Below are 23,803 nucleotides of genomic sequence, written 5' to 3'. Positions count from 1 at the left end.
CCAAACCCGAAGTGTGGCACCCAGGAGGAGTCACTTCGGCTATGTATCACGACTTCTCCAAAACCCCTTTGAATGTGTACCATATTAAACCCCCCTGTTTCATTTAGGAACAATTTGCGTAAGCATCGTAAAGAATGTCTGATTCGAATTATTGAGTTTTGAAAATGGCATAGTTTTCGCATCCGAAGTACGATAAACAAATGTTGAACTACTGCCTTTTGCTAACTGGAAATGGAGTTACTCAATGGCTATGGCTGGGCGGTCACGGTGCGCGAGTTAAAGAATACCATCGAACGCGCGGTGGTGCTTTGGCAGTGCGATACAATTGAGGTCAAAAATTTTCCAAAGAGAATTTTAAATCGTGACGGAGAAAATTGAAATTCACATTCCGCTGGGGATGAATTTGGATCACGCAAAAAAGGAATTAATATTCAGGAATTTGGAGTTCGTAAATAAAAATAAACTCGAGATGCAAAGATTTTAGGGATCAGTTTAAAAACGCTTCAAAATAAACTTAATCAATATTAAATTGGAAAGTTAATCAAAAGGGGAGTATGTAAACTATACACGGGTTTCCCGGAATTTTGAGATAATCAGTCTTAAAACGGCTAAGAAGTCTGGCACAAATTATTTTTTTTAACCTTTGAATTAGCTCCACCAGTACACGTATAAAACCTGGCATTGAAATTGCATCCTATGATAAACATCACAAAAAGTTTGGTTTATTGCGAGAATTGAGAGAAAAACGGAAAACGGACTGTCTTAATTATCATAGGAGTGCAATAAATGTTAAAAACAGTAGCCAAACATATTCTTCTTGTCGGAGCCATTTTGATGCTCGCCGGCATGATTTTGATGAGCACCCAAATAGCTCATCCCGCTGAAAAACCCACATCTGATTTTTATCATAAAAATATCACTCAATCCAAAGATCGGTTTGAAATTAATCCCAGGTTTGTTAACGACGACAGCAATATTTTATATTTAGTTTTTACTGGGGACCCATTTACACCTCAACCATGGAACTATAAACTCGAAAAGTCTAACATGGAGGGGCAGTCACGGATTTCGCTGACCTCCTCCGGCATTATATATTATCAAGTCTCTGGAAATGCTCGAAAGGTGTTTCTGTTGCGATCTGCGGGTGACCGTCAAGTTGAAAAATTCCTGGATTGCGAAACAAATACTGAAATCAAAGATTGGCAAGTTTTCGAACTAGACTTGCAGACAGGAGAAAAGCAACAGGTTGCAGCCGCGAATGGCCGGTCCATTTCGGAAGGATACAAATTGTTGGGATTGGAAACAGGTTTAGATGTTTCCGATCAATATTTTTCTAAATCGACTCAGGGCTCAAATAAAATTTTGGTTAAACGGCGGTTTAGTGAAAATAACGGTTTCATTTCTTTTCAATATTTTAAAAATAATGGATCCCCCAAAACAGTTTTCAAAACAGAAGCCTGGAAGCCTTATGCTCATTTAAACTGGTTACCAACAATTACCTGGTTAGACGAAAACTCATTTGTCACACTCGGTTTCCAGAGCTCTTTCGATAAAAAATTACCTCAAAGCGGTGGCTCTTTTTCGATTGTCAAAGTGGATATTAAAGAAGGAATTGAGTTGCTTTACAAAGATTCTCGAATTCACCCATTTCCCAAAATGGTCATGGCGCCAAATGGGATTGAGTTGTATTTCAGGAGATTAGAAGATAGGGACACAACTCAGATCTGGCGGCTAAATATAATAACTAAAGAAACGGATTTAATTTATTCGGTAAGAGGCGATTTGGGAGAACCGCGATTTTCAAAAAATGGCTCAAGTATGGTATTTACTCTGCTTTCAAACAATAATTCTGAAATTATTCGTCTCGATTTAGAACGGGACAATACCGGACGAATCGCCAGTCGATAATAGTTTCTGAAGGACTTTAAATAATTTACGGCCTGTCTCTGAATTTTGAGGCAGGCTTTTTTGTTTTTGGAGACTTGAGTTGATTTTAACGAAAATCCTTGGTATTTTTTTACATGTTATCAAACGAACTTAAAAACGCCGCCGGCATTGTTAAAGAGGCCGGGAGAATACTCCTTGAATATTATCACCAGGACTACGAAATAGAATTCAAAAAAGGGGATGGACCGGTCACCCAGGCAGATATAGCCTCCAATGATTTTATTACCGGGCGTTTAAGAGAACTTTACCCCGACGATGGAATTTTATCAGAAGAATCGAAGGATGATTTCAAGAGATTAGAAAAAAATCGAGTCTGGTCAGTTGACCCGATGGATGGCACCAGGGAATTTATCGACAAAGTCGGGCAATTCGCGGCCATGATTGGATTAGTTGAAAATGGCAAACCGGTTTTAGGTGTGGTTTATCAGCCGACCACCGACACCCTGTTTTCGGGGGTAAAAGGTCAGGGCGCTTTTGTGCTTCGCAATGGTGAAAAAAGCCCATTGAAGGTGTCCGATTTTTCGGATACCAGTCAAATGCGTTTGGTTGTTAGCCGCTCTCACAGGTCGCCATTAGTCGATGCGATCATGGATTCGCTGGGAATCGAGAAAGATATCTCTTCGGGCAGCGTCGGCCTGAAGGTCGGCCTGGTGGTAGAACAAAAAGCGGAATTATATATCCATCCGAATTCGAAAACCAAAGAGTGGGATACCTGTGCTCCTCAAATAATTTTAGAAGAGGCTGGAGGAAAAATCACCGACTGCTGGGGTGAACCTTTAAGATATAATAAGAAGAATGTTTACAATGACAAAGGATTTGCCGCCAGCAATGGACAGGCTCATTCCGATATCATTGAGAAAATCGCACCTTTTTTGGATCAAATGGATTAAATTTACTAAGGTGTTTTGCTCCTCGATTTCATAGAATTTTCTACGTTTTTATTAAGCCATCTTACCCGCCACGTACTTAATTAATTATTCCTTGACAAGACTAAATAAAAACTGTAATTTAAGTTCATTTATCGATTGAATTTACCATTTTTCTTTGATTCAAATTATAGCTCTTATGAATTTTTATATTCTTGCCGGAGGACAAAGTCGTCGCCTCGGTCGGAACAAGGCTTTGGTTGAGGTTAAAGGGCAGACCATTATTGAAAAAGTCGTTTCAGCAGTCCCCGCCAAAAAAGAAAATATTAAAATTGTCACTTCTTCGTTTCAAACATTTCGCTTTCTTAAACTGAAAATGATTTCCGATATTTACCCCGGTTTGGGGCCGATAGGGGGTGTTCACGCGGGCCTTGTCGATTCCGCCTTTGATCTCAACTTTTTTCTTGCCTGCGACTTGCCTTTGATTTCCACAGAGGTTATTCAATTGGTTTTGGATTCCTACTCAGGTCAGGATGTTTTTGGGGTGCGTACAAAAAAGGGTTTAGAGCCTTTATGTACGCTTTATTCTAAAAATTGTATTTCTGCAATTGTTAACCAAATGAAAATCAAAGATTACAGTTTGCACAGCCTGCTTGAAACTATTCCATCTGAGTTTATTGAGATGGAGAATTCCAACTTACTTTTTAATATGAACACCAAACAGGACTTAGAAGATTTAAAAGATTTTTCACGCTTTTCAGAAGAACCAAACTAAACCTTCATTTATTAAGTTCATGAATCAAAAGAAGAACAAGTTTCACGCCCTTAAAGAATTTTATCAGCTTTATACTTCTGGGTTAAGCAGAAGTGAGATTGAACGACTCCTGAAGCGTGAATCATTAGAAGTTTTGTCATACTACAAAAAAGCAGTCTCCAAAGGTTCTGCCGAAGATAATTTTCCTAAAAGGCAGTTACTTGTTGTCAAAGAAATTTTTTTAAGTTTTGTTCTAAAACTAACGCCTGCTCGACGTCTTTTTTACGGCCTGGCTTTTATTCTTTTTATTATTGCCGTATTCATATCTAATTGGTTTTACGGCGTGATCGCTTTCTTAATTTTGAATCTACTTCTGGCTTTCGAGCTCGCTGATAAAATGGTGTCAAAGGATGAGCTTGAGATTGCTCGTAATATTCAACTTGGGTTGCAACCGGAAAAAAATCCTGAAGTAAAAGGACTTGAGATAGCCACATTTTATCAACCAGCCGGAGAAGTGGGCGGGGATTATTACGACGTGATTCAGTTAAATGCACACCGAATTGCGTTAATCGTTGGAGATGTTTCCGGAAAAGGAATGCCGGCAGCTTTGTATGCGGTCCGGCTCCAGGGTTTATTTGAGCTGCTTGCCCAAAGCCAGGTTTCACCAAAAGAAATGCTGGTTAGAATGAATGACGTCATGGCGCAAAGATTGAAAAAGAATTATTTTATTACAGCCACTAGTGCAATTTTTGATACAAAGGAAAAGAAGCTTTATTTGGCAAGGGCCGGTCACAATCCAGCGATTTATTTTAAGTCTGAAACAAAGAAAACCGTGTGGTTAAAACCCCCAGGAATTGGAATAGGTTTGAATAAGAATTCAAATTTTGATAAAGAGTTAATTCAGAAAACGATTGATATCTCTGCAGGCGATCTCTTTCTATTTTACACAGATGGCATCACAGAGGCGAGAAATGGTTTGAAGACGCAGTTCGGCGAAGAGCGGCTGACAAAAATCGTCGCAGAGGAGGCGCATTTGAGCGCCGATGAGTTTAAAGATAAATTAGTAGCTAATTTAAATCTTTTTGTCAAAAAAGCGTTGTTGGATGACGATGCTACATTCGTAGTTATTAAAACTTGAAAACGCCAAACTCAGGTTTGTTATTAAGCAATTTGTTGCAAAAAATTCGCAAAAAATTACACCATTTTTCTTTACTTTTGAGAATAAATTTATAAATTATTTTTACGGTTGGCTCAATCTACCATTCAATTGATTTATAAATATTTTTTTTGAGAAATGCATTGTTCTCGAAAGCGTGGTTGGCTGTTTCGGCTAACGTTTCCGGTCACCCATTATTTAATAACAAATCTATCGGTCACGATTGGTTACATTTTTTTTCATTTTCTAAACAGGACCACTGTCATCGGGAAAAAAAACGTTCCCCAGAAAATCAACACCCTGCTTCTCTCTAATCATCAAACGATGATCGACAGTTTTTTGGTCGGTATGTGCGGATTCTTTCCAAGCTCATTGTTTCGCCCCCGGTTAATCCCCTCAAATCCAGCTGCAGAGGAAAATTTTTATCGAACACCATTTTTGGCATGGGTGGCAGATAACTGGAAATGTATTCCTATAAAAAAAGGCCGCAAGGATATGGGCGCTATTTATAAGATGGCACAAGCGTTGAGAAAATCCCCAATGACTCTGTTTCCCGAGGGCACCCGTTCACGGGACGGATCAATAGGTAAACCACGCGCTGGCGCCGGCTTACTCATTCTGGAGACCAACCCGACTGTGATTCCTGTGTGTATAGATGGTATGGACAAACTCCTGCCAATCGGCTCTATTTTCCCTAGAATTTTCAAACGAATTTATGTCTATTATGGCGAACCTCTGGATTTATCTGAGTTTTATGGACGAGAAAAAAACCGGGACGTCGCACAGTCCATCATGACTCAAGTCATGGAAAACATTCGGAGAATGCACTCAAAAATTCAAACGATGAAGGCTCCAAGAACGGCACCCAGTCCGACACTTTTAAGTAAAGCAAAAAAAAGCCTCTTGGGTTTATTAAAACCTTTGTTGTAAACTTCGTTTTTCCAATTTTTTATTTACATTTTCCAACTATTACTTTATATTAGTGAAGCAATTTTCTCCGACGGGAAGAAATTCAATTTAGTCGTTGTTATCTAAAAGGGTTCTCGTGTGGACCGCTATACGCTTCGAGGTTTAGTTTTTGCAAGTCTCAGCACCCTGGGTTTGGGATATGAATTATTTTTTGTTCAAACTTCGAGGTTATTTCTAATTATTATGTACAGTCTTGTCATCGCAATTGGTTTTGGTTTAATATTTCTGGCTAAAAATAAAAATGTTGATGTTTAAATTTTTAATTGCACGAATTTTCCTCAGTTTGGCTGTTCTTTTTATTGCCGTTAGTTTTCACTTAAAAGCCTTGGCAAGTATTAAAGAAAGTGCCCCCAATGTTCAGATCCTTAGTACCGATGCCCGAAGTCTAACGATTACTTTTACACCTCAAAACTTTTCAATAAAGATAGAACGAATCAATGGTGAGGAATTAGCTCGCGTATCTTTCCTGGATGCAAGTTACCTCGAAACACCAGGCTTGCCGCAGATTCCATATCATGTGGCGGTTTTGGGAATTCCGATTGGCGGCCAGATTGAATATCAAATTTTAGACTCAGATACGGAAATTCATTCTGGCATAAAACTCCTTCCGCACCCAGAGATCAAAATGGTTAATGGGTGGTCCGAATTTGAATTTAGCCCTAATGAAACCCTTTATTCAAATCCCGGTCCGTTTCCATCCAAGTTAGTTAGAATTCAGGAACCGGCATTTTTCCGGGACCAGCAAATTGCCAGAATTCAGGTGGCGGGAATTCGATATTTTCCGGACAAGAAAGAGATTATAAAATACAACAGAATCGTTTTGAAAATAAACTTTATCGGGGGACAAAGTTCGGCACCGGGTCAGCTTTCTTTAATGAATTCGGGTGAACAACTTTATAGAAAGGCTGTTTTAAATTATGAACAATCCCGACTTTGGCGAAAAGCCCCGGAAGTTCAAATTAAGAAGCGGTCGCAGTTCTTTAATACCACTTTGTATAAATTCTCCATCCAGGATGAGGGAATGTACAAAATTGACGGCCGCTTACTTGAATCTCATAATATAAATTTAAATCAAATTGATCCCGCTAAAATCCGTCTTTTAAATAACGGGGGTACTGAGCTGCTTCGCGATTTGAATGCGCCTAAACCGGACGGTTTGCTTGAAAATGCCATTAAAGTAGTAGATGGCGGCGACGGGAGTTTCGATCGGGACGACTACATTCTTTTTTACGGAGTCGGTGTTGAAGGATGGCAATATAACTCCAATTTAAATCATTTTAAACACTATATAAATCATTACGGTTTTGACAATGTTTATTGGCTCAGCCTGGATGGCGATCAGGCCGGGAAGCGGATGATGGAGATAACGTCCGGGCAGCCGACAGGGAATGTTATACAAAAATACCAGGGGATGGCATTTGTTGAGGAGGAATTAGAGAATCCACTTCGATCCGGACTGAATTGGTTTGGCCGCAAATTCGGAAATGAAAACGCAAATAAGACCTTTAATCTTGAATTGCCTAACGCAATAACCCCGGACTCGATGGAGCTGAAAATACGATTTGCCTCAAAAAGTTCCGGGAGCCATAAATTGCAAGTTTCCATGAACGGAAACTTTATGGGTGAAAGAGTTTTTCAGGGCGAGTTTTTCACTCGCTATTTAAAAATGCGAGTCTCTGAGTTAGCGCCGTTCGAGGCAGCAAATATCTTGACGCCGGGGACAAATACCTTGCAAATGTCCTATTCACATTCTTCAAATTTTGCAGAAGCTTTGCTGGATTGGTTTGAATTGTTTTACCCGGCCAGACTAAATGCTGTGGATGACCAATTGGCTTTCACGGTTCTCCCAGCTTCAGGTTTGCAAACCTACCGGGTCAGCAACTTTTCGAATGACGCTGCTGAACTGTTTGATATTACAGATTTTTCGAATCTAAAGCAGGTGATAGGGGTAAACATTTCGAGCGGTAATTTGACATTTACCGACTTTCAGCAAACCTCTCCTCCTAAACGCTACCTTGCAGCTACGACTTCAAAATATAACACCGTTCAGGCTCTTGAGCGCATCCAAATGACGGACTTGCGGGTCCAGGGACATTCTGCCGAATACATTATTATTACTCACGATGATTTTTATAATGAGGCGCTTCGCCTCGAAAGCTTGCGTGAAAATGGTAACCCGGGTAATCGTTTAGTAACCGAAGTTGTCCGTATTTCGGATATTTATGACAATTTTTCCGGCGGCCTTGTTGACCCCACCGCGATTCGGGATTTCTTGAAATATGTTTATGAAAATTGGCGGTCGGTGCCGGATTTTGAGCCACCCCAATATGTTCTGCTGTTTGGAGACGGCGATTACGATTTCAAAAATATCATAAACCGCGGCGATAAAAACTGGATTCCACCTTTTCAGACCGATGAGTTAACGACTTCGACGGTATTGGACGAATTAGTTACTCGAACCTCGGATAGCTGGTTTACCTATGTCTCCGGAGATGATACTGTGATGGATTTGGCAATCGGAAGAATCACTGCGCAAACCTCAACAGATGCCGCAAACATGGTTGACAAAATTATTGATTATGAAACGAACCCTTCCCGGGGAAGCTGGCGAAATACCATAACCATGGTCGGCGATGACGAATTGATAGGCGGCGGCCGCCCAAGCGCAGTCGATAACATTCATCTTGACCAGGCAGAGACGATCGCAAATTTAGTCATTCCGAAGTCATTTGATATTAAAAAAATATATCTTTCCGAATTTCCGAAAGTAATCAGCGCTTCGAATTCAGGGGTGACTAAGCCGGCTGCCCAGGATGCTTTAATCAACCAGATCAATAAAGGCACGCTGATCGTCAATTTTATCGGACACGGGAATTCAACCCAGTGGGCTCATGAGGTGGTTTTTCATCAAGCTGATAATGACCGGGTTCAAAACATTGACAAACCGGTGTTTTTCGTTGCGGCAACTTGTGATTGGGCGCTGTATGATGATCCGCAGAGGCAAAGTCAGCCAGAAGAGCTTCTTTTAGCTCGGAAACGGGGTGCAATTGCCATTCTTACCGCAGCTCGTCTGGTTTTTTCTGGAGCAAACGCGAATTTTAACCAGGTATTTTACCGGCAATTATTCAATTCAACCGGCGAAACCGCCCGCTTAGGTGACGCTTTCATTACGGCACGAATGTTAACCGGAACGAGTTCAGGCATTATTATAAACGATGAAAAATTTCACATCTACGGCGATCCAACTCTGCGTTTAGGCGCACCACGGAACACAGCCGTGATTACCTCAATGATGCCGGACTCGATTGTGGCCTTAAGCACGGTTGAGATTCGAGGTGAGATACAAGATGAAAATGGTCTATTTCTAAATAATTATGATGGCACTGCCCTGGTAAACACGTTCGACTCAGAGAAGTTTGTGCAGTATATTCCTGAGGCCGGATTTGCCCGTCCGTATTTTCTGCCGGGTAATTCAATTTATCGCGGCACGGTTCCGGTCAAAGACGGCAGGTTTACTGCCAAATTTATTGTGCCGAAAGATATTTCCTACGGCGGGCAGCGTGCACGAGTCAGCGCTTATTTTTGGAATTCGGAAACCGATGGCGCCGGTTTCAGGGATAATATAATTGTGAGCAGTTCCACCTCAAATATCGTAGACAACAAAGGTCCCGAAATTAAACTTTACTTTAAGGAGCACCTAACGTTCACTACCGGTGATGTGATTGAAGAAAATGTGACTTTGGTTGCAGAATTAGCCGATACTTTAAGTGGTATTAATATTGCCGGAGAGATCGGCCATCGCATTACGTTAACAATTGACCCGGATGAAGAAACCTGCCTTTCGCAGTTTAACCGGTTTCAGGGAATCAGCAGCGTTAACTTGACCGACCTATTTCGCTTTGGTGAAGGAGAGCACCTTCGTGGGAAAGTGGAGTTTCCTTTGCAATTTCCCGCAGAGGTTGATATCGGGGGTACAACCGTACGATGTACTTCCTTTGACGGGGAGCAGCGGCATCGCTTGGTAGTAAAAGCCTGGGACAACTCGAACAATTCATCCAACGCTTCGATTGAGGTTCTGGTCGTTCATGAAGAGGGATTGGTCATTAGAGAAGTCATGAATTATCCAAACCCGTTTACTGATAAAACCACATTTACTTTTAACTCGAGTCAGGATGCCGAGGTACAAATAAAGGTTTTTACTATAGCCGGCCAACTTATTCGGACTTTGAGAGATCCGTTTGTAAGCCGTGGTTTTAACATGATAGATTGGGACGGCCGCGATGAATCAGGAGATGTTCCTGCAAATGGTGTTTATCTTTATAAACTCATCGCACGAACTCAATCATCCAGTGGCGTAAGTCAAAAAGAAATAATCGGCAGATTGGCGATTGTTCGCTAATTATGTTTAATAAGAGGACGCAGTTATGATGAGAAAAAGAATATTGATTTTGACCCTATCTGCGCTTGCAGTCATCGTATTTGCATTTACAACCTTGACACGAGGCGTTGAAGGCAACGGAAAAAAGAATGAAATTACTTGGCAGACGTTTGATAAAGGGGTTGAGTTGGCCAAAAAAGAAAAAAAGATGCTGGTTTTAGATATTTATACCGACTGGTGCCACTGGTGTAAAGTCATGGATAAAGATACTTACGGTAACCCTGAGGTTGTGAAATATGCTCAGGAGAACCTTGTTATGGCGAAGTTAAATGCAGAGACGGACAAAAAATTTAAGTTTAAGGAGGGGAGTTACTCAGGCCGGCAATTATCAATGATGTTTGGTGTTGAAGGTTTCCCAAGCACTATTTTTCTGAACTCAGAGGGTGAATTGATTACCTCGGTCTCGGGTTTTATCCCTGCAGACAGGTTCACCTTGATTTTAAAATATTTAGAGGGCAATTGGTACGAAAAAATGAAATTTGATGAATTTGTTAAAAGAGAAAATAAAAGTTGAAATATATTCCAAGCCCGAGTGCCATTTATGTGATGAGGCGAAATCAGTTCTTGTAAAAGTACAGCAAGAAGTTCCCTTTGACTTTTTGGAAGTCGATATTACTAGTAACCGGGAATTGTTCACAGAGTACAAAGAGCAAATTCCGGTAGTTTTTATTTGTGGTAAAAAGGCATTTAAATTTCGTGTCAATGAAAAGGAGCTGCGTAGGAAATTACTTCGTTTTTTATAAGTTTAAAAGAAAGCGATCTTTCTAGGCCTCATTTCTTCTGAGACCTACATATATATTTTTAGCAGCCTGTGCCGTGAAAGTGTCGCCGAAAGCAGCCCGCGCAAAGATCACACACCGTTAAAAAAATGTGTGATCACATTTTGACCGACCTCGATTTTCTAAACCTCGCCGGTACCACGTAAACCACCGGAATCACAACCAAAACCAACAGCGTCGAACTGAGCAGACCACCAATCGTGGCTAAGGCCAGTGCATACCAAATACTTCCCTGGGCATCGGTAAATAGAACCAGGGGCAGAAGGCCTAGTACCGTGGTCGCGGAAGTCATTAAAATCGGCCGCACGCGATCGGCAGCGCCTTGAATCACGGCGTCCAAAACCGCTGACCCCTTTCGCCGCAGATCATTGATATGATGTACCAGAATAATCGAATTGTTGACCACAATCCCGGCGAGTAAAATCACACCAATGTATGCTGAGCGGTCAAAGTTGGTATCCGTGAAATAGAAAATAAGGAAAACGCCAATCAGAGCTAAAGGAACGGTTAGAATCACCACAAACGGCTGCAGCAGTGACTCGAAGAGTCCGGCGGTCACCATATAAACCAATAGTAAAGCAAAAGCCAGCACTAAGTAGATCTGCTCCTTCTCCTCCCCTGTGAGAAAAAAGAAGGTGGCGCGCTTCAGCCTGTAACCATGAGGGAGCTGAGTATTTTTGATGATGCTCTCCACCAAGCGGTCGCCAAATTTCCAGGGACCGCGATATTCAAATGAAATCCAGCGTAGATACTGCTGATCTTCCCGCACAATTTCCGCCAGCACTTTTCTAATGCCGACGCCTGTTTAACAGACCCAGGGGCCTAAAAAAACTGGGCTAAACAGGAATGACTCGCTCACAAAAGAAAAGGAGAGCTGCGGTGAGTGAGCGAGCACTCATACTACTAACAGCTCTTATTTTATTTTTATATATACCTAGAAGTCCGGCCGAAAAGTATATTATTAAGGGACGGCGTCCTCGCCGAGCGATTTTCTAACCGATTCCGTGCTCAGAAGCCCTCGGCGAGACACCTTTGGGCAAGTGAGTTTGGGCTTTTCGGCCAGACTTCTAGCGCGGCGCGGCCGTAAAATTCAAATTCCACGTAACAATTGGTCTTTTGGGATTTATTTGGGATTTGGGATTTAAAATTTCTTGCCCACAAAGCATTCGTGGGCTTGCAAAAAAGTGCAAAACTTCAACGATAATACTATAACTTCCTAAATCTTACATGAAATGACTCCACCTGATGGATTCCGAAAACTTACAACTGAAATCAAGAAAAGACAAGCAGGAAAATCACAGCTACGATAGCAAAACAAATAGACAGATTTGAGAGATAGCATCAAACAGGAAGTCTGGCTATGTATTAGAGAATTAGGAGATAGACCTCTACCGCCAAAGACAATGTAATGAATGGTAAATTGAAAAATTCCAAACTAACCATGTGTCTCAAGTTATTAATTTCGACTATCTTTATACTTTCCGCACTTGGCAAGTTCATCGACCCTATTGCAGCCGCTCTCAGTATTGTTCAACTGCTGCCCATTTCGCCGGAACTGGCCAAGGTCGCGGTTTTCATCCTATCGGTATTTGAAGCCGGGCTCGCTATCGTCATCTGGTGGAGGGTTTCCGCCTTATTGCTGGCCGTGCCAGCTGTGCTTTGGGGAATTTTGCTCGTTAGTTATTTCAAAGGCGTGGAGTGCGGCTGTTTCGGCTCGTTACCTTTCTTCAGCCAGATATCCATGAGCGGGCATTTTTTGTTGCTCGTTGGCCTTTTTCTGGGCTTATATTATCTCGCCGCAGTAAGAGAGGTCATTAATGACTCAGAGCAAAAAAACGAAGAGGTTAAAACTGGTTCACTTAAATGGGCGGGGGTAGGTGCCATTGCTTTAATGCTGGCAGCCTTCCTGCCTCTACCATCCTCTGCCTCAAAAATCCAGGCGGCTAATTTTTCGGCAAATAATAGTGTTGACCGGGCCTATGTGGAGGCGGCCTTCTCCTATCAAAATATCCCTATTATTGACGCCCGCTCACAAGCGGAGTTTGAATTCGGCCACATCGCTGGCGCAGTTAACATTCCCTACAACAGCAAGACTATCGCAGACCTTGCCGAGAAACACGCCTTAAAGAATAAGCCGCTCATCGTCTACTGTTCGAGTTCGCGTTGCAACGTGGCTTCTATTCTAGCTAACAAACTGCAGAATTTGGGTTGTAAAAATGTCAAAATTTATGCCGGTGGGTGGGAAGAATGGCAGCGTTTGAATTGATAATCGATAATTGACTATTGATTAATGCTTCTCTCATCGCGTTTCTCGCTCCACAGCTCTTTCGTATTCTATTCTCCATCTTCGATTCTCGCTCTCTGCCCCCCGCTCGCGCCGCCCGTCAAAAACTCCCTCAATTCCTGTTGCATTAATTGCAAATAATATTATATTATAGCGTCCATTTTAGTTTTCTAATCCACGATCATAAATAGACTTCTGCAAAACAGCTAAATTTGTCATTTCGAGCGTTAGCGAGAAATCTATTTAATTCAATAATATGCGTAAAAAGATTTCTCCCGTTGGTCGAAATGACAAAAGCTCGTTTTTGCAGAAGTCTAAGATCATAAATTATAAGGAGGTAGCAAATGGCATATGAATGGAAGTTTAATTCCAGGCCTTATTCGGATGAAGAGGCCAAAGACCTTTTAAAAGACGTGGTTTCACCTGAAACTTCGGATTGGCATTATAATACCCATCATAAGGGGTATGTCACGTTTTTAAATAAAATAGAGCAAGGTCTGGAAGGCGCAGATGTTAGTGCTGCTAACGGCAACTGGAGCGATTTTGGCGAATTAAAACGCCGTTTCACCTGGAATCATTCCGGGACACTCTTGCACGACGTCTACTGGGAAGTGCTGGGTGGAGATGGAGACGTTAGCAAAGGTGCGGATGTAAAAGCAGCAATTGAGAAGAATTTTGGTTCCGTAGAAAATTGGCAAGCTGATTTTAAGGGAGCTGCTTTTGCAGCAAAGTTGAGCGGATGGGGGTTGCTTGTTTATGATGCGCTCTACTCACAACGTCTCCTCAACGTCCTCGTCGACGAGCATCAATATGGTGCGATTTGGGGTGGTATTCCACTTATCTCATGTGATGTCTTTGAGCATGCTTACTATCACAAAGATGGCCCAGGCCGTGCAAAGTATATTGACAATTTTTTAAACAATCTGCATTGGGGACGAATTAACGCCCGTTTTAACAAGTATGTTAAGTAACGGCGGAATCAGCTAAGCTTTAAACTAAAAAAGCCTACCGAGGGGTAGGCTTTTTTTACCAGCTGTTTTCTTAAACCTTTCTAAAATTCCATGGATAAACCAACCCTCAATCGTCTGCCAAAGTCTGAATGAACCGGGTTGAATAATTTATATGCCTGGGCTCCGCTGTCGCTTGGCTTGTCGACAATATTGTTTTGATTAAATAAATTTCTAACCTCAAAAAACGGATTTAGTCGGCTTCCCAACATTTTTGTTGTCTTCAATTTGAGTTTTATATCAAGAATGTTTCTCCATGAGAGCCGTGTGTCATTCGGGGTTTCGCTATTCTGTGTGGTGACCGGTAGCGGACTAAATAGGCTGTACAACACATTAAATTGAAGCCTTCTGGATTCGTAGCCTGCATCTAAGATAATTGAATGTCTTTGATCCCAGCTGAGAGGGAATTCTTTACTATCATCATTCCCAGGTTCGCCAAAAACAACTCGATTAAATTCATCTTCTGGTGATGAGCTGTTTCCTCTTGCTTTCATATAGGTGTAACTAACTCTTCCGGCAAGTTGATTAGTAAATTCTTTCTGCAGCATGACCTCGAATCCGGAGGCTTTCCCCACGGCTGAGTTTGTGTAGCTCGTAAATCCAGCGGTAGTTGTTTCATCACTAATCAGGCTGTCTGAAAGAACCAAAGTCCTTGTATCGATTAGATTTCTAAATTGTTTAATGAAGCCGGTAAAAACGAAGAGCAGGCCATCTGAGACGCTTCGTTTGTAGCTGAACTCCGTCGAAATCGTTTTAGTTGGTTCTAAATTCAAGTTACCCACAAAGGGTACATATCCAGTTAGGTTATGTTCCGCATTGCTGTATAAATAGAAGAGCGGCGGCATTTGATAGTACCAACCATAATTTACGTGAAGTCTCTCGCTGGCGGAAAGCGGAATTGAAATACCGAGGCGTGGTGAAATAGGGGAATGACTGGGGGAATGGGTTGACGGCAATTGACCTAGTAGTGTTTTTTGAATGCTCTCAAAATCTTCCGGTAATTCCTTTATAGCCCCTTGTGGTGAAAATACGTCATACCTTAGTCCAGCATTTGCTACAATCCCCTTATATTCAAATTTATCTTGAATGTATAATGCGAAAAATGTCGGGGAATAGTGAAAATTGTTAATATTTTTATTGAATGAAATTGATCTGGTTTCACCGAGGGTGGGAAGTGCGATGAGATTGATTCCCTCGGACTTTAAATCATATTTTTGAAAATCAACACCGGCTTTAAGTAAATGGCTTGAAGAAATTTGTCCAACCAGGTCTGCTTTCACCATTTTTACTTTTTCTTTTGTTTCCTCATTCCAGGCTTGCTTGCCACTAAGAATCGGACTGGTTGCGTCTGTCGGGTCTTCAAATTCGATGGTTGGCAACTCATCTTCAATGAGACCTAAAACACGTTTTTTATTAGAGTAGTTAGCTACCCTAATTGAAGTAAAAAACTTCGGGCTAAAAGTGTGTGTTAAAGAGACACTGAGTCTGTAACTTAAGTGTTTATGTTTTGCCAGCCCCGAAAGATTTTGCTGCCATTGGGGATCGAATCTTCGCCAATTCAAATTTGACAATAAACCCTGCAAAGAAAGGATGGTGTTTCTATTTATATCAAAAGACAACTTTGAATTGATATTGTAATTTGTGAAGATAGGGGAGCCAAATGCTTGTTGCATTTCCTTCCGGTGCTGTGTATCACTTAGGTTGAGGTCCGCCGAGATGAAATATTTTGCGTTAATCAGCGGTCCACCCAGGCCGATGGTCATCGGCCCGCCAACGTTGAATTCCATCCTACGTGTGTTATCATTGCCGGTCAAACCGGTATCGACAAAATCACTGAATATTTTGAGCTTACCCTCAACTTTATTCTGACCGTCTTTCGAAACGACATTTACAATTCCTGAAGTAGCGTTCCCATACTCTGCGTTAAATCCACCGGTTTGCACCATCATCTCCACTATTGAACTATTTGGAAAGTTACTTGAGATTTCACGCGAAAGCCCGCTTTGAATGGGCAATCCATCTAACATGTACAAAACATCGGTTTGGCGTCCGCCCCGGAAATGGTTTCCAACAACCCCCGGTAAAAGACTAATTGCATCCTGATACGAATCTATTGGAAGTCGGTCATCAATTTCTTCGCCCGAAATAAAATAGGTGGATGAAGTTATTTCGTTTTGAATGAGTCCGTGTTTCTTGGTTATGATCACTTCTTTTAAAGTTAAGATTTCTTCGGGCAAATAGAAGTTTTGAGTGGTGTTAAGATCGAGATTGATTTGAACGTCCTTGATTTTAACTTTAGAATATCCAATCATGAGAACGCTCACGTCATACGTACCGGCCGGAAGATTTTGAATCATATAGAACCCGCTTTTGTCTGCCATCGCTCCCATTGTGGTTCCCTCGATGACTATCTGAGCACCTGGCAGGGCTTTCTCGGTTAGTTTGTCAATAACTGTTCCCGATAAGGTCCCAGTAATCCCAGCATAAATAGGATTTATGCAAACATGGAGCATTATAAATAAAAAGGGAATGTATGATTTTTTTCGTGACACTTCTTAAACGGTAATTGATTATCTGCGGATTGCTTTTGAAAATTTTGCAAAATATATGCCAATGAACTAACTTTATTTATTAAGAATAAAAAAAAAGTTTTTACTAAATTTGTTTACTTTTCAGGCGTAAAGTTAGTATATTTAAGTCCTGATTAAATAATAAATAACGCCAACTTTGAAATCGAGGCTTTCGTAATTTTTTATGATATTAAAAATACACTTTAATGAAATGAAAGTTTACTTTGTGCAAAATATTACCGAAAAACGGTAATTTATTGCACACTGTGTATGGAAAGCAGCCAATATGAACGAAACTGATACACTCAAGTTCTTAAACAATCTTCAGAGATTTGGCTGGCGGTTTGGACTTGACAATATCTTAAGATTATTACATGGGCTGGGAAATCCACAAACAGAATTTAGTAGTATTCACATCGCGGGTACAAATGGCAAAGGCTCGACTGCGGCAATTCTCGAATCAATTTATCGCCATGCCGGATACAAAACAGGTTTGTTTACTTCTCCGCATCTTGTAAATATTAACGAGAGAATTCAAATAAATGCCTCGCCAATTCCGATGGGAATACTAATTTCCTATGTCTCTAAATTTAGAGAAGATATTGAAGAAATTGGCTGTACGTATTTCGAGGCGCTGACGGCTTTGGCTTTTCGATATTTTGCGGATTCTGATATTGACGTTGCTTTGGTTGAAGTAGGCCTGGGCGGCCGGCTTGATGCAACAAACATAATTTCACCCGTTCTAAGTGTGATCACACAAATCGATTTGGATCATACCGAGCACTTGGGAAAAACCCTGACTGAAATTAGCACTGAAAAAGCACAAATTATTAAAAGCAAGGTGCCATGTTTGTCGCAATCCGGGAATCCGGAAGTGTCGGCTGTTATCAGAAGACATGCTTCTGAACGAAATTCACAATTCTACACCCTTCGTGAAATGTGTTCTGTTCAGACTCATCGATGCTCAGAAGATTTTTCAGAATTCAGTCTAACTTTTGCAGACGAAAAATTTGAGGATTTAAAACTGGAATTACCAGGGAGGTATCAAATAAACAACGCCGCCCTTGCCGTGGCTGCAACAAAAATTCTCGTTGAACAATTCAGTTTAAAGAAGGAAGTTATTTACTCCGGTTTACGAAATGTTAAGTGGCCCGGGCGTTTACAAAAACTTCAGGATGGTCCTAAGGTCGTTGTCGATGTTGCTCATAACACCGCCGCGGTGAAAGCCGTAATTGAAGATCTGAAAAGTATTTATCAATTTGATCGCTTGATTGTCCTTGCTGGTTTACTGGATGATAAAGATTTCCCGGAAATTTCTAAAATTATTGCATCTGCTGCCGAAACTATTTTTGTTGTAACTCCAACTTCAGAAAGAGCTCTCGACGGCAAATGTCTGTGTGAGGAATTCTTGAAATATTCTGTTCAAGCTGTTAACTGTCCGGATACGGAAACGGGTTTTCAAAAATCAATCAATTATGCAAACGAAACCGATTTGATTTGTGTTTTGGGTTCGCATTATGTAGTTGGAGAATTATTGCATTTTTATAAAAAACCTTGACAAAGGGAATTATTTTTTATAAATTCAGTTAACTTTACCCCGACTCTTTACTTCCCAACAAGGTGAGTTCCCGTCGAAAACCTTATTAATCTTGTCAACTAAGCCCTAATTTTTAGAATCGTATTTAGGGAATTCAATTATTTTAACTTTGACCTTTATTCTTTAAACCAATCCGTTAGTTCACTAAAGTATACTTCACATAGAGTTTACCCCTAAAAGATTTATCTTAAAATTTCCAGTCAGGAGAGTTTATTTGTAGAGGTTAATTAACTCACAAATGAACCCAATTGCATTATATCAAATACTCCTCTAAAATTAAGGAATTGTTATGGAGATCGTTGAATTAAAGACGTTAAAAATTTCTGAATTGACCAAGATGGCGCAAACCCTGAAAGTTTCTGGCGCCACTGGCCTTAAAAAACAAGAATTGATTTTTCGCATCCTGGAAGAACAAACCAAACAAGAGGGGTTGATTTTCGCTGAAGGCGTTCTTGAAGTGCTGCCCGATGGATATGGCTTTCTAAGATCACCGGACTACAACTATTTGCCGGGGCCGGATGATATTTATGTTTCCCCCTCTCAAATAAAACGTTTCGGATTAAGAACCGGGGATACTGTGTCAGGGCAAATTCGTCCACCAAAAGAAAGTGAACGATTTTTTGCGTTGCTTAAAGTTGAGGCGGTGAATTTTGAGAATCCTGAAGAGGCTAAAAAGAAAATCCTCTTCGATAACTTAACCCCGCTTTATCCAGATGAGAAAATTGATCTTGAGCATAAGCCTAACGACTTTTCTTCCCGGATCATGGACATGTTGACACCCATTGGTAAAGGTCAGCGCGGTTTAATTGTTGCCCAGCCGAAAACAGGAAAGACCATTCTGCTGCAGAAAATCGCAAATGCCGTAACTGACAATCACCCGGAAATCAAAATGATTGTTTTGCTAATCGATGAACGGCCCGAAGAAGTGACCGATATGCAGCGGTCGGTGAAAGCTGAGGTTATCAGTTCGACTTTTGACGAGCCGCCGGACCGTCACGTGCAGGTGGCTGATATGGTTTTAAGAAAAGCCAAGCGGCTGGTGGAGTACGGCCAGAATGTTGTGATTCTTTTAGACAGTATAACGAGGCTGGCGAGAGCCCACAATGCAGTTGTGCCGCACAGTGGAAAGATTCTTTCCGGGGGTCTGGATGCCACTGCGTTGGAACGTCCGAAGAGATTTTTCGGCGCCGCCAGAAATATTGAAGAAGGGGGCAGTTTGACGATCATCGCTACCGCACTCATCGATACCGGTAGCCGCATGGATGAAGTCATTTTCGAAGAGTTTAAAGGAACCGGCAACATGGAATTACAGCTTGACCGCCGTATATCTGATCGTAGAATTTTTCCGGCAATTGATGTTAACCGGTCAGGCACCAGAAAAGAAGAGCTGCTTTTAAAAGATTTTGAAATTAAGCGTGTTTGGATTCTGCGAAAATTCCTCGCGGATCTAACTTCTGTAGAAGCCATGGAATTTCTGCTTAGCAGAATGCAAGGGACTAAGACAAATAAGGATTTCTTAGAATCTATGAATACCTAAGGCTTGATTATTTTTCTTGCATTTCATATGTAGATTCCCTAAATTTAAGGCTTGAATTTTCAAATCTAATAAAGAAATTGCTATTTGTAATTTAAGGAGTTCATAGTGAAACCTGATATTCATCCGGAATATAAAGTTGGCACGGTAACCTGCGCGTGCGGAAGCTCATTTCAAGTTCGATCAACCGTCGGTGATATGAATGTTGAAATCTGTTCGGCCTGCCACCCGTTTTTTACCGGTAAACAAAAATTAGTTGATTCGGCCGGCCGTGTTGAGAAGTTTATGAGAAAATACGGTATGGCGGATAAAAAAGCTGCCCAGGCGAAAGCAGAAGAGGTAAAGGCAGTTGAAGCAAAAGCCGCAAAAGAAAAAGCAGCGGCGGAAAAAGCAGCCGTGGAGGAAAAAGCAGCCGAAGCCAAAGATGTAAATGCAAAAGCTGAACCTAAAGTAGAAACAAAGGCTGAGGAAAAAGCCGAACCCGTTGTAACCGAAAGCCAAACTGAAAAGATCGAAGACAAAGAAGCTGTGACCAACTCATAGCTGACTTGCAGGAAAATTAAGGACGGGATGAGAGCCTGAAAAAGGCCCATTCCGTTTTTTTGTTTCCTCAGGCTTGAAATGATTACTGATATTTTGAAATTTAATTTTATGGACTGAAAGCATGAAAGAGCAAGCAATTCAAGTTGGTGGACAAGCGGTGATTGAAGGCGTCATGATGAGATCGGCACAAACTGTTTCTGTGGCAGTCCGCCGCCAGGACGGCAGTATTTTAGTGCGGAAAAAACCGTTTGTTTCTTTTATCAAACGCTTTAAAATTCTATCTTTCCCGATCCTGAGAGGCTCGGTTGTGCTGATTGAGTCTCTGGTTTTGGGAGTTAAAGCTTTGACTTTTTCAGGCGATGTTGCCGTGGCAGACGAGAAGAAAAAGGAACCCAAAAACAACCACAAAGACGCCGCCCCCCCGGCAAAGAAAGGTTGGCTGGCGAGTGTGTGGCTGGGACTCACTGTCCTGTTCTCATTTGGAGTCGGTTTGGTTATTTTCTTTTATGTGCCCCTGATTTTAACAGAATTACTGGGAGCCGAAAGCGGATTCATGTTTAACCTGGTTGACGGTTTTCTGCGCCTGGCGATTTTTCTTCTCTATCTCGGTGCGATAACATTGATGAAAGACATCCGCCGCATTTTTGAATATCACGGGGCCGAGCACAAGAGCATTTTTGCATTTGAAAACAAAAAGGATCTCACACCGGCTGCGGCAAAACCACTTTCGCGCTTTCATCCCCGTTGCGGCACCAGTTTCTTATTCATCGTGATGGTGGTCAGCATTTTTGTGTTTATGTTTTTAGGAAAACCGGTAGACCTGGGTGATAGATTGTTGCGCCTGGCTTTTATGCCGCTCATCGGCGGCATTTCATACGAACTTATTCGACTGTCGGATGTCGGCGTAAAGAAAAGTTTTTGGCGGCCGTTCATTGTACCGGGAATGTGGCTGCAAAGACTGACTACAAAAGAACCTGATGAAAGCCAATTGGAAGTTGCCATTGTAGCTCTGAAATGCGCTCTTGGTTTAAGCATCTCGGAACACCCGAACGTGGTCGTCGAAGGCGAAGAAAAAATGCAGTTGGAAAGCGTTCAGTAAATTGGAATTTTGGCGGAGACTCAAATGTTAGAACAATTGGAAAAAATTGATAAGCGCTATCAAGAGCTGTGTGATCTCTTAATGGACCCAAATGTCACTCAGGACCCTGCCAAATACAAAGATGTCGCAAAAGAGAAGAGCGGCCTGGACAAAACCATAGAAAAATACCACGAGTATAAAAAGGTTTTGACCACCTTAGAGGAGGGCGAATCTGTTCTCAAGGATGATAGCGATGAAGAGCTCCGCGAACTCGCCGAACTCGAGCTTGAAGAACTGAAACCGAAGAAGATTGATCTCGAAGAGGAACTAAAAGTTTTGTTGCTTCCCAAAGATCCCCGGGATAAAAAAAATGTAATCGTTGAGGTTAGAGCCGGAACCGGCGGCGACGAGGCCGGGCTTTTTGCCGGTGATCTCTATCGAATGTACAGCCGGTTTGCGGAAAGAATAGGCTGGAAAATAGAAGTGCTAAGTTCGAATCCGCAGGGCGTCGGAGGCTTTAAGGAAATTATTTTTATGATGAACGGGGAAAATGTTTACGGCGTCATGAAGTATGAAAGCGGGGTGCATCGTGTGCAAAGGGTGCCGAAAACCGAGACAAACGGTAGAATCCATACTTCGGCGGCATCTGTCGTGGTGTTGCCCGAAGCTGAAGAAGTTGAGATTTCAATCGACCCCAACGAATTGAAAATAGACGTTTACCGTTCCTCAGGACCCGGCGGCCAAAGCGTTAATACCACTGACTCCGCCGTTCGAATTACCCACATTCCAACCGGAATGGTGGTGACCTGCCAGGACGAAAAATCCCAGCATAAAAACCGGGCCAAAGCCCTGAAAGTTCTCAAAGCGAGATTGCTGGAAAAGAAACAGCGTGAGGAGCAGGCGAAATTAACCGAGAGTCGCCGATCCATGATCAGTTCCGGCGATCGCAGCGCCAAAGTGAGAACCTACAATTTTCCGCAAAGCAGGCTTACCGATCACCGGATTGGCTTAACCCTCTACCGACTCGACGAAGTACTTGACGGCGACATTAAGGAGATCATCGACCAACTCCGTCTCGCAGATCAGGCCGAATTGTTGAAAAAGGCCGGTTAGAATTTTGGTTAATCCAATGATTCTATCTTCAAATACAAAAAATATCGTTGACCTTTTAAACGACAGCTCCAAATTTTTGTCCGAAAAAGGAATTGAAAACGCGAGGTTGAATGCCGAGCAATTATTGCGGCACACCTTGGATATGAATCGTGTTGATCTCTACTTGAACCAGGATCGTTCTTTGACTCAGACCGAAATGTCTGCGTTCAAGCGCTGCTTAAAAAGGCGAGCTGCCCGGGAACCTTTGCAGTACATTCTTGGCGAAGCTGAGTTCATGTCATTACCGTTTGTTGTGGATGAGAACGTGTTGATTCCGCGTCCGGAGACGGAAATTCTGGTGGAAAAAACCATTGAAATGTGCAACGAGAAATTCGCCTCAAAAGACCGGATTGAGATTCTGGAATTTGGCACCGGCTCGGGGTGTATTTCAGTAAGTTTAGCGAAATATTTGGAGAATGCCCGAATAACTTCTTTAGATATATCAAGGGACGCTCTTAAAGTTGCTGAAAAAAATGCCGGCTTAAATGGCGTTGATGACCGGATACAGTTCATAAATCAAGATTGCACTTCATCAAAAATTGCAAACTATTTTCCTGACAAATTTGACGTACTGGTTTCAAATCCACCGTATGTTTCCCCAACAGATTTTGAAGACTTGCCCGAAGAAATCAAAAAGTATGAGCCCGCAGTTGCCCTCAGCGACAACCGGGATGGCTTAAGCTTTTATCGCAAAATTGCTGAGCTTTCACCCGAGCTAATTAAAATATCCGGATTCTTAATGCTTGAGCTTGGTTTAGGCCAGGCGGTGGCAGTAAAAGAAATTTTCGTAAAAACCAGCTTCAATAATATAAATATTTTTCAAGATCTGAACGAAATAGATCGAATCTTATTTTGTGAGTATGAATAAATAATCCTGTTGTGATGAGTTCTTGTCGAGCGTTGATTGATTCAGCTGCCAAAATTAACCTGGGAGTCATCTTGAGTTGGATTTCCGCTCAGCATGAGCTTTGTGTGGCGAATAACGAATAAACGAATAACGAATAACGAATAACGAATAACGAATAACGAATAACGAATAACGAATAACGAATAACGAATAACGAATAACTTGTTCAGCCTATTAAAGCTAAATACTTTTTAAGTACATGGAGGACTTAATGCTCAAACC

General features: G+C 41.7%; 20 protein-coding genes. 18 read left to right on the top strand and 2 right to left on the bottom strand.

The annotated features are described in order from the left end of the window. The first annotated feature begins 231 nt into the window (after positions 1–231). The 10 genes from IH879_02610 to IH879_02565 all read left to right on the top strand — a co-directional run bounded on the left by IH879_02610 (position 232) and on the right by IH879_02565 (position 10,873). Positions 232–378 carry a hypothetical protein gene (locus IH879_02610; GenBank protein MCH7673828.1) on the top strand — a complete coding sequence of 49 codons (147 nt, stop codon included), beginning with the start codon at positions 232–234 and terminating at the stop codon, positions 376–378. A 99-nt stretch (positions 379–477) separates the two neighbouring features. Continuing rightward, the gene (locus tag IH879_02605) at positions 478–528 is read left to right on the top strand and encodes a hypothetical protein (GenBank protein MCH7673827.1); all 51 of its coding nucleotides are present in this window, start codon (positions 478–480) and stop codon (positions 526–528) included. 258 nt (positions 529–786) lie between these two features. Beyond that, a complete protein-coding gene (locus tag IH879_02600; protein MCH7673826.1) occupies positions 787–1,908 on the top strand; it encodes a hypothetical protein in 1,122 nt (373 codons plus the stop codon). 113 nt (positions 1,909–2,021) lie between these two features. Then, positions 2,022–2,837 (top strand): 3'(2'),5'-bisphosphate nucleotidase CysQ, encoded by an 816-nt coding sequence (locus IH879_02595; protein MCH7673825.1) that lies wholly within the window; start codon positions 2,022–2,024, stop codon positions 2,835–2,837. A 175-nt stretch (positions 2,838–3,012) separates the two neighbouring features. After that, positions 3,013–3,588 carry a molybdenum cofactor guanylyltransferase gene (locus tag IH879_02590; protein MCH7673824.1) on the top strand — a complete coding sequence of 192 codons (576 nt, stop codon included), beginning with the start codon at positions 3,013–3,015 and terminating at the stop codon, positions 3,586–3,588. A gap of 19 nt (positions 3,589–3,607) precedes the next feature. Then, positions 3,608–4,705, top strand: coding sequence for a PP2C family protein-serine/threonine phosphatase (locus IH879_02585; GenBank protein MCH7673823.1), 1,098 nt, complete (start codon positions 3,608–3,610; stop codon positions 4,703–4,705). Between the two features lie 156 nt (positions 4,706–4,861). After that, positions 4,862–5,653, top strand: coding sequence for a 1-acyl-sn-glycerol-3-phosphate acyltransferase (locus IH879_02580; protein MCH7673822.1), 792 nt, complete (start codon positions 4,862–4,864; stop codon positions 5,651–5,653). Positions 5,654–5,939: 286 nt separating this feature from the next. Further along, positions 5,940–10,091, top strand: a complete 4,152-nt coding sequence (gene porU / locus IH879_02575; GenBank protein MCH7673821.1) for a type IX secretion system sortase PorU — start codon at positions 5,940–5,942, stop codon at positions 10,089–10,091. 25 nt (positions 10,092–10,116) lie between these two features. Continuing rightward, positions 10,117–10,644, top strand: a complete 528-nt coding sequence (locus IH879_02570; protein MCH7673820.1) for a DUF255 domain-containing protein — start codon at positions 10,117–10,119, stop codon at positions 10,642–10,644. Next, entirely contained in the window at positions 10,613–10,873 is a 261-nt protein-coding gene (locus tag IH879_02565; GenBank protein MCH7673819.1) for a glutaredoxin family protein, read from the top strand. The genes IH879_02570 and IH879_02565 overlap by 32 nt, the downstream gene beginning before the upstream one ends. Before the next feature lie 133 nt (positions 10,874–11,006). On the opposite strand, the gene IH879_02560 is transcribed toward IH879_02565, so the two are convergent. Continuing rightward, positions 11,007–11,693 (bottom strand): efflux RND transporter permease subunit, encoded by a 687-nt coding sequence (locus tag IH879_02560; GenBank protein MCH7673818.1) that lies wholly within the window; start codon positions 11,691–11,693, stop codon positions 11,007–11,009. A gap of 624 nt (positions 11,694–12,317) precedes the next feature. Between IH879_02560 and IH879_02555 the strand changes: the two genes are divergently transcribed. Then, complete coding sequence (locus tag IH879_02555) at positions 12,318–13,175, top strand: rhodanese-like domain-containing protein (GenBank protein ID MCH7673817.1); 858 nt, start codon at positions 12,318–12,320, stop codon at positions 13,173–13,175. Between the two features lie 362 nt (positions 13,176–13,537). Continuing rightward, entirely contained in the window at positions 13,538–14,164 is a 627-nt protein-coding gene (locus IH879_02550) for a superoxide dismutase (GenBank protein ID MCH7673816.1), read from the top strand. 80 nt (positions 14,165–14,244) lie between these two features. On the opposite strand, the gene IH879_02545 is transcribed toward IH879_02550, so the two are convergent. After that, the gene (locus tag IH879_02545) at positions 14,245–16,713 is read right to left on the bottom strand and encodes a TonB-dependent receptor (GenBank protein ID MCH7673815.1); all 2,469 of its coding nucleotides are present in this window, start codon (positions 16,711–16,713) and stop codon (positions 14,245–14,247) included. A gap of 343 nt (positions 16,714–17,056) precedes the next feature. On the opposite strand from IH879_02545, the gene IH879_02540 reads away from it, so the two are divergent. From IH879_02540 to prmC, 6 genes are all read left to right on the top strand, one after another. Then, complete coding sequence (locus IH879_02540; GenBank protein MCH7673814.1) at positions 17,057–18,328, top strand: bifunctional folylpolyglutamate synthase/dihydrofolate synthase; 1,272 nt, start codon at positions 17,057–17,059, stop codon at positions 18,326–18,328. Between the two features lie 328 nt (positions 18,329–18,656). Beyond that, positions 18,657–19,904 carry a transcription termination factor Rho gene (gene rho / locus IH879_02535; GenBank protein ID MCH7673813.1) on the top strand — a complete coding sequence of 416 codons (1,248 nt, stop codon included), beginning with the start codon at positions 18,657–18,659 and terminating at the stop codon, positions 19,902–19,904. Between the two features lie 105 nt (positions 19,905–20,009). After that, positions 20,010–20,444: a 50S ribosomal protein L31 gene (gene rpmE / locus IH879_02530; protein ID MCH7673812.1), complete on the top strand. Its 435-nt coding sequence runs from the start codon at positions 20,010–20,012 to the stop codon at positions 20,442–20,444. A gap of 121 nt (positions 20,445–20,565) precedes the next feature. Further along, positions 20,566–21,543: a DUF1385 domain-containing protein gene (locus IH879_02525; protein MCH7673811.1), complete on the top strand. Its 978-nt coding sequence runs from the start codon at positions 20,566–20,568 to the stop codon at positions 21,541–21,543. 24 nt (positions 21,544–21,567) lie between these two features. Next, positions 21,568–22,635 (top strand): peptide chain release factor 1, encoded by a 1,068-nt coding sequence (prfA, locus tag IH879_02520; GenBank protein ID MCH7673810.1) that lies wholly within the window; start codon positions 21,568–21,570, stop codon positions 22,633–22,635. Between the two features lie 16 nt (positions 22,636–22,651). Further along, positions 22,652–23,542 carry a peptide chain release factor N(5)-glutamine methyltransferase gene (gene prmC / locus IH879_02515; protein ID MCH7673809.1) on the top strand — a complete coding sequence of 297 codons (891 nt, stop codon included), beginning with the start codon at positions 22,652–22,654 and terminating at the stop codon, positions 23,540–23,542. The last annotated feature ends 261 nt before the right edge of the window (positions 23,543–23,803 follow it).

It is taken from the genome of candidate division KSB1 bacterium (assembly GCA_022562085.1).
Lineage (GTDB): Bacteria > Zhuqueibacterota > Zhuqueibacteria > Oceanimicrobiales > Oceanimicrobiaceae > Oceanimicrobium.
Note: the sequence above shows the minus strand (reverse complement) of the source record. Positions and strands in the feature narration are given on the sequence as shown.

What these genes read in the sequence shown, in the direction of transcription:
- IH879_02610 (MCH7673828.1), top strand. Translation starts at nt 232, where the DNA reads ATGGAGTTACTCAATGGCTATGGCTGGGCGGTCACGGTGCGCGAGTTA.
- IH879_02600 (MCH7673826.1), top strand. Translation starts at nt 787, where the DNA reads ATGTTAAAAACAGTAGCCAAACATATTCTTCTTGTCGGAGCCATTTTG.
- IH879_02595 (MCH7673825.1), top strand. Translation starts at nt 2,022, where the DNA reads ATGTTATCAAACGAACTTAAAAACGCCGCCGGCATTGTTAAAGAGGCC.
- IH879_02590 (MCH7673824.1), top strand. Translation starts at nt 3,013, where the DNA reads ATGAATTTTTATATTCTTGCCGGAGGACAAAGTCGTCGCCTCGGTCGG.
- IH879_02585 (MCH7673823.1), top strand. Translation starts at nt 3,608, where the DNA reads ATGAATCAAAAGAAGAACAAGTTTCACGCCCTTAAAGAATTTTATCAG.
- IH879_02580 (MCH7673822.1), top strand. Translation starts at nt 4,862, where the DNA reads ATGCATTGTTCTCGAAAGCGTGGTTGGCTGTTTCGGCTAACGTTTCCG.
- porU (MCH7673821.1), top strand. Translation starts at nt 5,940, where the DNA reads ATGTTTAAATTTTTAATTGCACGAATTTTCCTCAGTTTGGCTGTTCTT.
- IH879_02570 (MCH7673820.1), top strand. Translation starts at nt 10,117, where the DNA reads ATGATGAGAAAAAGAATATTGATTTTGACCCTATCTGCGCTTGCAGTC.
- IH879_02565 (MCH7673819.1), top strand. Translation starts at nt 10,613, where the DNA reads ATGAATTTGTTAAAAGAGAAAATAAAAGTTGAAATATATTCCAAGCCC.
- IH879_02555 (MCH7673817.1), top strand. Translation starts at nt 12,318, where the DNA reads ATGAATGGTAAATTGAAAAATTCCAAACTAACCATGTGTCTCAAGTTA.
- IH879_02550 (MCH7673816.1), top strand. Translation starts at nt 13,538, where the DNA reads ATGGCATATGAATGGAAGTTTAATTCCAGGCCTTATTCGGATGAAGAG.
- IH879_02545 (MCH7673815.1), bottom strand. Translation starts at nt 16,713, where the DNA reads ATGCTCCATGTTTGCATAAATCCTATTTATGCTGGGATTACTGGGACC.
- IH879_02540 (MCH7673814.1), top strand. Translation starts at nt 17,057, where the DNA reads ATGAACGAAACTGATACACTCAAGTTCTTAAACAATCTTCAGAGATTT.
- rho (MCH7673813.1), top strand. Translation starts at nt 18,657, where the DNA reads ATGGAGATCGTTGAATTAAAGACGTTAAAAATTTCTGAATTGACCAAG.
- IH879_02525 (MCH7673811.1), top strand. Translation starts at nt 20,566, where the DNA reads ATGAAAGAGCAAGCAATTCAAGTTGGTGGACAAGCGGTGATTGAAGGC.
- prfA (MCH7673810.1), top strand. Translation starts at nt 21,568, where the DNA reads ATGTTAGAACAATTGGAAAAAATTGATAAGCGCTATCAAGAGCTGTGT.
- prmC (MCH7673809.1), top strand. Translation starts at nt 22,652, where the DNA reads ATGATTCTATCTTCAAATACAAAAAATATCGTTGACCTTTTAAACGAC.